At 58.2% G+C, this 1,670-nt stretch carries 2 protein-coding genes; both read left to right on the top strand.

The window, feature by feature from the left end; genetic code table 11:
• Nucleotides 1–881: 881 nt before the first annotated feature.
• Nucleotides 882–1,079: a GcrA family cell cycle regulator gene (locus FS320_RS51325; RefSeq protein WP_162003630.1), complete on the top strand. Its 198-nt coding sequence runs from the start codon at nt 882–884 to the stop codon at nt 1,077–1,079.
• A 16-nt stretch (nt 1,080–1,095) separates the two neighbouring features.
• Nucleotides 1,096–1,428: a hypothetical protein gene (locus FS320_RS42955; protein WP_152718596.1), complete on the top strand. Its 333-nt coding sequence runs from the start codon at nt 1,096–1,098 to the stop codon at nt 1,426–1,428.
• Nucleotides 1,429–1,670: the final 242 nt, after the last annotated feature.

Here is a 1,670-nt window from a genome sequence, read left to right as displayed (position 1 = left end):
TGGAAAGCGCGTTGCCCGGATCAGTCGCCGACTTGCACCGCCTGGCCCGCCGCGAGTTCGGCCGCCTGCAGCAACGGCCTGAGCTCATCACCAGCTTCTTCCGGCACGCAGGTCTCTCCGTTGCAGGTCTTTAGTGAAGATCATTAGCACATCGATCAGCACTTGCCGCGAGACCTCAACCTCGGGCGCATCCATGCAGGATGATGGTGCCTTGTCGCCAGCGCGGACCTTGTAGAGTTCTCCAACAGTCATGCCTTGCTCCTCCAGTTGCCTAAGCTCGGTCTAAGAGGCCCCTTCCAGGGAGCAGATTGCGATGAATACGGAAATGACCCCAAGCAATGGAATGAGTTCGCTGAACACCGACGCCATGACTTCCTCACAACGGTTATGGCCCAACCCATCCCCTCAGCTGGAACACTATGTGTCAGTAACGAGCTGTTGGCGAAAAGGATTTCTCAAGTGAGCTTACAATGTTGGCAAGGTCCGCCTCAATTTTGGGCATTCTGCAAAGCGAATAGCCTCACCGGTCTACTTGGTGACTTTGATAAGGTTCATCGGTTTCCAAACTTCTATCGCCCGATAACTTGGACATTGAGACCAACATGCTGATGTTGGGGCCACCCCTGCAAAACATAAAAATTCGATCGGACTTGAGGGCGAGAATGCCACGTTAGGAACTGCCGTGACAGCAAGGTTATGGAACGGGGATCTGTCTGGCTGGGTTCAGTCTCCTACCTGACCGGATGTGCTTCTCAGAAACTGCCGCCGATGCCTGTCACAGAGCAAAGACCGTAGGCCAAGGCGCATAAACGGGCAGCCGATGGAACCTGTACGGCTCTTGTCCGATATCACCAGGTTCCTCTCATGAGCCCGGTGGTGCTGTGTCTGAGATCCCTGAGCCCTCCTCGCGCGATCAAACCTCCCTCTTGAAGCTTAGGGCGCAGCAGTGCCGCTTTATCGGCTCGGACGCTGGATCAGAGACGATCTTCTGCGGCGCGCCAACATCGCCAGGATCGAGCTGGTGCCCCTGGCATAGGCGCCTGGTTTACACCAAACCACTCTCCCCTCGGCTCGCCTGAGCGTTGGGTCCGTCTCATGGCTGCTTCCGACCGCTATCCCCGAACGCCCGATGGCCGCTACTTTGTTGTGCGTGGGCGGCTCTGGCGCTTGAGCAATCCCGCTCTGGATCCTGCAGACCGAGAACGGCTCGTGCGTGAGTTGATGGCGGCGCGCCGCGCTGTCCGCGAGGCCCGTGGCGAGCTGGAGGCGACGCGAGCGGCCCGCAAGCAGGTCGACACCGCAAAGACGGTTTTGGGTGAACGGGGCCCCGTGTGGTGGAGTGATGGTGCTCCGGACTACAATCGTCACATGGTGATCAGCACGCCCTATGCCGACTGGTATGCGGCCTTATCCGATCCAGAGGCTTAGAGTCCCGAGATGGTCCGCTCACCACAGGATTGGCAATCTCCTCTACAGAGGAGGCTTCGTTAGCCGACCGACCTATGCCGGAATGTGGGTGATGACGGTTTGAGAAAGGCGACGGATCGAGGCGGGTGTCGAGCCTGCCAGAACCTCTTCAGGAGAGCGATACGTCATGACCGAGACTACCAACATTGTTCGCCTGCGTCAGCCCGACACGATTGATGATCCCCTGACCGATATTCTCCGAG

Origin of the sequence: Microvirga tunisiensis, from assembly GCF_009296175.1 — a bacterium.
Taxonomy (GTDB): Bacteria; Pseudomonadota; Alphaproteobacteria; order Rhizobiales; family Beijerinckiaceae; genus Microvirga; species Microvirga tunisiensis.
The sequence above is the reverse complement of the archived record's forward strand: the minus strand, read 5'-3'. Positions and strand labels throughout refer to the sequence as shown.

Coding starts and splice junctions, on each gene's coding strand:
- FS320_RS42955 (WP_152718596.1), top strand. CDS start 1,096: ATGGCTGCTTCCGACCGCTATCCCCGAACGCCCGATGGCCGCTACTTT.